At 68.6% G+C, this 7,290-nt stretch carries 6 protein-coding genes; 4 read left to right on the top strand and 2 right to left on the bottom strand.

Going from position 1 to position 7,290, the window contains the following annotated elements; translation table 11 throughout:
• Window positions 1-175 precede the first annotated feature (175 nt).
• Window positions 176-1,594: a xylulokinase gene (xylB, locus tag WB461_RS04545; RefSeq protein ID WP_423851530.1), complete on the bottom strand. Its 1,419-nt coding sequence runs from the start codon at window positions 1,592-1,594 to the stop codon at window positions 176-178.
• Between the two features lie 59 nt (window positions 1,595-1,653).
• On the opposite strand from xylB, the gene WB461_RS04540 reads away from it, so the two are divergent.
• From WB461_RS04540 to WB461_RS04525, 4 genes are all read left to right on the top strand, one after another.
• The gene (locus WB461_RS04540; protein WP_423851529.1) at window positions 1,654-2,172 is read left to right on the top strand and encodes a flavin reductase family protein; all 519 of its coding nucleotides are present in this window, start codon (window positions 1,654-1,656) and stop codon (window positions 2,170-2,172) included.
• A 75-nt stretch (window positions 2,173-2,247) separates the two neighbouring features.
• The gene (dxs, locus tag WB461_RS04535) at window positions 2,248-4,128 is read left to right on the top strand and encodes a 1-deoxy-D-xylulose-5-phosphate synthase (RefSeq protein ID WP_423851528.1); all 1,881 of its coding nucleotides are present in this window, start codon (window positions 2,248-2,250) and stop codon (window positions 4,126-4,128) included.
• Between the two features lie 16 nt (window positions 4,129-4,144).
• Complete coding sequence (locus tag WB461_RS04530) at window positions 4,145-5,041, top strand: PAC2 family protein (RefSeq protein WP_423851527.1); 897 nt, start codon at window positions 4,145-4,147, stop codon at window positions 5,039-5,041.
• A gap of 45 nt (window positions 5,042-5,086) precedes the next feature.
• Window positions 5,087-5,959, top strand: coding sequence for an acyl-CoA thioesterase (locus WB461_RS04525; RefSeq protein ID WP_423851526.1), 873 nt, complete (start codon window positions 5,087-5,089; stop codon window positions 5,957-5,959).
• Here WB461_RS04525 and WB461_RS04520 read toward each other — a convergent pair.
• On the bottom strand, window positions 5,960-7,290 hold a 1,331-nt coding region (locus tag WB461_RS04520; RefSeq protein WP_423851525.1), incomplete at its 5' end, for a CocE/NonD family hydrolase.

The following is a 7,290-nucleotide window of genomic DNA, read 5'->3' as shown; positions in this document are numbered from 1 at the left end:
ATCAGGTCGTCGTCGTGGAAGTTGACGCCGTACGCGCCGATCCGGGCCAGGTTCTCCAGGGCGTACACCGGGTCCATGTCTGCTCGGGTCGGTTCACCGAACGGATCACGTCCGGGATAGGCGACGGTCCACAGGCCGAATGAGAACTTGTCGGAGGGTGCGGGGGTCGGGATGCTCATGAGGAGCCTTTCGTTGGAGTCCAGTCGGACGTGCGGTCGCGCAGCTGTGCGTAGGCCTCACGCACGAGAGGGGTTGGGGGTGCGTCATGGGTCTCGGCGGCTGCCGCATCCCAGGCTGGTGGTTCGGGGGTCCCGGCCAGCGCCCACGCCGCTTGGCGCGCGGCTCCCAGCGCGACGTATTCACCGGGTGCTGGCACCGTCACGGGTGACCCGAGAATCGCCGGCGCGAGAGCACGCACGGCGGCGTTGCCGGCCGCGCCACCCACCATCAGGATCCGACCCGGCGGCACGCCAGTGCACGCGACCAGGTGGTCGACGGCGTCGGCGAGGGAGCAGAGCAGCGCCTCGAACGCAGCCCGGGCCAGGTCCTCACGGCTCGTCGAGGAGGTCAGTCCCGCCCACGTTCCAGACGCGCCGGGCCGGTTCGGCGTGCGTTCGCCGTCGTAGTAGGGGAGCAGGGTCAGACCGTTCGCACCGGGCGGAGCGGCCAGGGCCAGCCGACCGAGCTCCTCGTGGTCCACAGCGAGCAGGCGAGCCTGCAGGTCGAGGATGCGCGCGGCATTCATGGTGGTGGCCATCGGGAGAAAGCCTTTCCGCGCGTCCGCGAAACCGGTGACCGTACCGGTGCCGTCGGCGATCCGATACGGGCTGACCGTCGAGGCGACACCGGAGGTGCCGATGGAGACGACGATGTCTCCGGGCCCCAGGTCGAGGGCAAGGGCGGCTGCCATGTTGTCCCCGGTTCCGGCCGCCAAAGCCGTGCCGTTCGCCGTCATCGCGGCCACCTGCGTGGACGGCACGATGCGGGGGAGCTCGACCGGGTGGCCGAGGGCCGACTCGGCGAGGTCAGGCCGCCATGCGTCGTCCGCCGTGGAGAAGTATCCGGTCCCTGATGCGTCACCGCGATCGGTGAACGGTTCGCCGCCGGCGAGGTGTCGAGAGACGAAGTCGTGTGGCAGCAGGACCCGCCGGGTGCGGGCCGCCGCTTCAGGCTGGTGATTGCGGAGCCAGCGCAGCTTGGTCGCGGTGAACGACGCCACGAGCACGCTGCCCACTGCCTCGGCGCACGCGTCCGGGCCACCGAGCTCGCGAACCAGGTCCACCGCTTCGGCACTCGAGCGGGTGTCGTTCCACAGGATCGCGTCGTGCACCGGCAGGTCGTCGGCGTCGAGCGCAACCATCCCGTGCTGCTGGCCGCCCACCGAGACGGCGTCGGCGCGGTCCAGCAGGCCGTCCGTCGCTCGGTCGAACGCGTCGAGCCACGCCAGCGGGTCCACCGAGGTGCCGCCGGGATGGCGTGCGGAACCCTGCGCCACGATCTGTCCGGTCGCGGCGTCGACGAGGAGGGCCTTGGTGGACTGCGTCGAGGAGTCCACCCCGAGCACGAGTCCTGTCTGGTTGCGGGCTGCGGCCATTCCACTTGTTTAGTACGACTGTTGAATTAAGTCAAGGCGAGGACGCGTAGGCTGGCCAGGTGACCATTCATTCCGACCATCCGTTCGTGCCGGCCGAGGGCGACCGAGACCAGCTCCGCCGAATGCGAGGCCGGATGCCGGCTCCCGTGACGGTGTGGACGTCCGGGACCGGTAGGGGCCGTCGTGGCCTGACCGTGTCGTCGGTGCTGCTGGCCGGCGGCGAACCCGGACGTGTCATTGGACTGGTGGACGGTGACTCCGACTTCTGGGAGTCACAGCCGTTGTCGTGGGTCGTCAACGTCGTGGGAGCGGAGCACCGTTTCCTCGCCGACGCGTTCGCCGGCACGGCTCCCGCGCCGGGCGGGCCATTCACCCTGGGCAAGTGGACCGACAGCGCCTGGGGACCTGTGCTGACCGGGTGCGCGGGCTGGATCGGCGTGCACCTGGAGCAGGGGGCGACGCGCTCGGTCGGCTGGAGTCTGCTGGTCGAGGGAGTCGTGCAGTCCGTCGAGGTGGGGGCGGCTGACGCCTTGGCTCACCTGCACGGTCGCTACCGTGATCTGCGGCAGGGCGAGTAGTCCGCCTGCCGACTCGGCGTCGTGGGTCGTCCTCGATAGACTGACTTTCATGGCCGGACAGGGTAGGAGGGATCGATGAGCGTTCTCGCGAACCTGACCGGACCCGCGCAGCTGCGAGGCATGGGCGAGGAGCAGCTGACCGAGCTCGCGGCCGAGATCCGCGAGCTCCTGATCGCTTCGGTTGCCTCCAACGGCGGGCATCTGGGTCCCAACCTGGGCGTCGTCGAGCTTGCCATGGCGATCCACCGGGTCTTTGACTCGCCGACCGATCGCGTCGTCTGGGACACCGGCCATCAGGCGTACGTCCACAAGATGTTGACCGGCCGCGCCGGCCAGTTCGATCAGCTGCGCAAGGAGGGCGGCCTGTCTGGCTACCCGAGCCGGGCCGAGTCCGAGCACGACTGGGTCGAGAACTCGCACGCCTCGACGAGTCTGTCCTACGCCGATGGGATGGCCAAGGCCAACCATCTCCTCGGCAAGCCCGATCATGTCGTCGCTGTGATCGGCGATGGTGGCCTGACCGGCGGCATGGCCTGGGAGGCGCTCAACAACATCGCGGCCGACCGGGACCGGCGGCTCGTGGTGATCGTCAACGACAACGGACGCTCCTACACGCCGACCGTCGGCGGTCTGGCCAACCGGTTGACCGAGATCCGCACGAACCCGCGCTACGAGCCCGCGCTGGGTGCCATCAAGGACCGGCTCAACAGATCGAGCCGGGTCGGCCCCGCCGCCTACGAGGCCCTGCACGCGATCAAGAAGGGCGTCAAGGACGCTCTGGCGCCGCAGGGCATGTTCGAGGACCTCGGGCTCAAGTACATCGGTCCCGTGGAGGGACACGACCGGCCCGCGGTCGAGCGCGCGCTGGCGCAGGCCAAGAAGTTCGGCGGCCCGGTGCTCGTGCACGTCCTGACCACCAAGGGGCAGGGCTACGACATCGCGGTGGCCAACGAGAACGACCAGATGCACCAGGCCAACCCGTTCGATCGTGAGACCGGTGAGGCCGTCAACGTCGCTCCGGCGGGCTGGACATCGGTGTTCCGCGACGAGATGGTCCGCATCGCCGACGAGCGGCCCGACGTGGTCGGCATCACCGCGGCGATGCTGTATCCCGTCGGGCTGGACGCCTTCGCCGACAAGTTTCCCGAGCGCGTCTTCGACGTCGGCATCGCCGAGCAGCATGCCGTCACCAGCGCAGCCGGGCTCGCGATGGGTGGCCTGCACCCGGTCGTGGCGGTCTACGCGACCTTCATCAACCGGGCCTTCGATCAGGTTCTCCTGGACGTCGCGCTCCACCGGTGCGGCGTGACCTTCGTGCTCGACCGGGCCGGTGTCACGGGCGACGACGGAGCGAGTCACAACGGCATGTGGGACATGTCGCTGCTGCAGATCGTTCCCACCCTGCGCATCGCCGCACCCCGAGACGGCCAGCAGCTGCGGCAGCTCCTTCGCGAGGCGGTCGAGGTCGACGACGCGCCGACAGTCGTCCGGTTCGCCAAGGGTGCCGTGTGCGACGACCTGCCCGCGATCGACCGAACCGGTGCGACCGACATCCTCTCCCGAGACGAAGCGCAGGAGGTGCTGATCGTCGCGGTGGGATCCTTCGGGCATCTCGGTGCTGCGGTCGGCGAGCTGCTGCGCGCAGCGGGACTCGGCGTCACGGTCGTGGATCCTCGATGGGTCAAACCGGTCGATCCGGCACTGGTCGAGCTGGCCGGCGGGTTCGGACTGGTCGTGACGATCGAGGACAACGGCCGGCAGGGCGGTGTCGGAGCGGCCATCACGCAGGCCGTGCGCGATGCGGGCTGCGACGTGCCCATCCAGGTCCACGGAGTCGAGCAGGCGTTCCTCGACCACGCCAAACGGGACGTCATCCTCGAACGACTCGGATTGACCCCGCAGGCCGTCGCCGACGACACCCTGGCAGTCCTCGCCCGGAATAGCGCCGCGCAGTGAGTGGTTGACCATGACGATGAAGTGGTTACCCCGACGCAACGACGAACCGGCCGCCCGCGAGGGTGGGGGACCGGTCCTCATCCATGCCCTCGACGGCTTCCTGGGCGCCGGCTCGGCGGCCCGGCTCGCGGCCGATCGACTGCGCTCTGGCGAAGGTCAGGTGGTGCACGAGTTCGATCTGGACGCAATGTTCGACTACCGCGCCCGACGCCCGATGATCGCCTTTCACGAGGACCACTACGCGGAGTACGACGATCCTCGGTTGCAGGTCGTGCTGGAGCACGATCTGCATGGCATGCCGTATCTGTTGATGGCCGGTCCCGAGCCGGACTTCCAGTGGGAGCGGTTCGTCGCCGAGGTTCAGGACGTCATCGAGGAGCACGACGTGCCGCTGACCCTGGGGCTGGGAGCAGTCCCCATGGGAGTGCCGCACACTCGACCGCCGATGATCACGGCACACGGCACGCGCCCCGATCTTGTCGACCGTCAGAATCTGTGGTCCGCACAGGTCTCGGTGCCATCCTCGGCGCAGTCGCTGCTGGAGTACCGCCTGGGCCAGTCGGGCCACGACGCGGCCGGCTACGTCGTGCACGTACCGCACTACCTCGCGCAGATCGACTACCCGACCGCTTCACTCGCTCTGATCGACGCGTTGGTCGATCGAACCGGACTCTCCGTCGATGTCGATGCGTTGCGAGCGCGCCAGGACGAGGCGCTGGCCGCGATCGAGGAGCAGATCGAGGAGCAGGGCGGGGCCAGCCTGCTCGGCGGTCTCGAGGAACAGTACGACGCGTTCACCCGCGGCGCGGCCCAGTCGCTGCTGGCCAGTGACGAGGACCTCCCCAGCGGTGACGAGCTGGCCGATCAGTTCGAACAGTTTCTCGCCCGTCAGCGCAAGAACGACCAGGGTTAGGCCGCCGGCAGCTCCGGAGACCGACCGCGACGATAGGCTGGTCCTGTGCCTGCATCCCTGGACGAAGTCGTCGGTCTGCTCGATCTGGAATGCCTCGAGGTGGGGCTCTACCGTGGATCCCAGCCGGCGGGCTCCTCGCTCAAGCGGGTGTTCGGCGGGCAGGTCGCGGCACAAGCACTGATGGCTGCGCAGCTGACGGTTCCCGACGACCGCTTCGTGCACTCGTTGCACCTGTACTTCATCTTGGGCGGCGACCCGAGCATTCCGATTGTCTACGACGTCGAGAACGTCCGCGACGGGCGCTCGTTCACGACCCGCCGCGTCGCCGCCCGCCAGCACGGCGAGATCATCTTCTACATGACCGCGTCGTTTCAGGTCGTCGAGGGCGGCTGGGACCACCAGGACGCGATGCCCGAGGTGCCGTCGCCCGCGGACGCGACACCACTGACCGACATCATCGCGATGCGGGGTCCTGAGGCCGCGGCCCATTGGGAGCGCGAGTGGTCCTCCTTCGACATGCGCTACATCGGTGACAACCGCGCTGCCGACGATCCACAGCGGTCGCTGGTGCCGGCGGTCCAGCGGCTGTGGTTCAAGGCCGACGGGACTCTCCCGGACTCGCGCATCATGCACAACGCCGCCTTCACGTACATCAGCGACCTGAGCCTGCTCGGCGCGAGTCTTGTGCCGCATGGACAGTTCATCGGCTCGCCCGAGGTCCAGCCGGCATCGTTGGACCACACGATCTGGTTCCACCGGCCGGTCGCCGCCGACCAGTGGCTGCTGTACGACCAGACGTCACCGTCTGCCTCCGGCGCGCGAGGACTGTCCACGGCGAGGGTCTTCTCCGAGGACGGCACGCTCGTCGCGACCGTTGCGCAAGAAGGACTGATCCGCCACATCACTCCGCGGGACTGATTACCTGACGGTCGGCAGGGTTCCGACGCTCGGGAAGTTGATCGTCGAGGGCAGGGCCGACGAGGTGTGGACCCGGATGACCGTCGCCGTGCCGAGCGCGTCCGGCACGGGCGGGAGCAGGTGGGGCACGTCGAAGGCCTGGATCGCGATGCGCAGCCGGTGGCCGGGCAGGATCTTGGCCCGTGTCGGGAAGATCTCGACATCGATCGGGGCGATCTGACCGGCTGCGAGCTTCTTCCTCGCCGCCTTGGTGAACGGGTGGAAGGGTTGGACGAGGACGCCGTCCAGGTATCGAGACCGGGACTTGTCGAGTGCGCGGTGGGAGATGACCTGCCAGCCACCGCTGAGTCGGCTGACCGTCCCGTCGGGCGCTTCGTCCTCGAGCGTCACCGAGAGCATGCCGTCGCCGCTGGTGCTCGAGGCGAACAGGTGCGCGTTGACGGGTCCTTGCAGCGTGACGGCCTTGGTCAGCGGCCTGGTCGAGAACACGGCGCCCGAGGCGTCGTTCAGGGCGTTGTTGGTGAAGCACGGCAGGGATGGCGCGATGGTGTTCGCGATACCGGCAGTCCACTGGTTGGCTGATCGCGTGCACAGGCCGGCTGCCGGAATGGGCGCGATGGCGGAGCTGCCCGTCTTGACGGCGCCGCCGGTCAGGCTGCCCGGAGCGCCGAGCGGGGCGGATGACCCGCTGAGCCGAAGCTTCGTGCCCTGCAACGACGAACCGATCCAGCGCGAATCCTTGCGCCAGGCGCCCGTGCCCTGCTCGTAGTACGTCAGGTTGGCGATGTCTGAGTTGAGTCGTGAGTCGAGGGCGCCCTTGAGGTAGCGGTCGAACCAGCGCAGCTGCAGCTGGGCGAGCGATCCGTAACCCGCGCGGCCGACGTCCGCGCCGCTGGAGGCCTGCAGGTGATCCCACGGGCCGACGATCATCTTGGTCGGGATCTTGCGCTGGTTGAGCTTTTCGAACAGGAGGGGAGTGCCGCGTTGGAACAGGTCGTACTCACCGGACAGGAAGAACGCCGGGACCTTGACCTTGTCGATCACGTTGATGACTGAGCGCTCGGCATAGAACGGTCCGTCATAGGTCGGCTCCCCGCCCAGCAGGGCGTTGAGCAGCAGGGGTGCGGTGAACGTTGCGGCACCGTTCAGGTGCTGAAGCAGCACGAGCGCCGCCGACTGCGGGTTGGTGCCTGTGGTGGCGGGCGGGATGAGGCCGGTGCCGGTCACCAGGCCGAGCCACAGCGGGATGAAGCCCACGTCGAGCTGGCCTCCCGAGGCGACGACGTCGCGGTAGACGTCGGCGCCGGGCACCTGCGGGAAGATCGCCTTGA

Origin of the sequence: Aeromicrobium sp., assembly GCF_049587115.1 — a bacterium.
In the GTDB taxonomy this organism is placed as follows: domain Bacteria; phylum Actinomycetota; class Actinomycetes; order Propionibacteriales; family Nocardioidaceae; genus Aeromicrobium.
The sequence above is the reverse complement of the archived record's forward strand: the minus strand, read 5'-3'. Positions and strand labels throughout refer to the sequence as shown.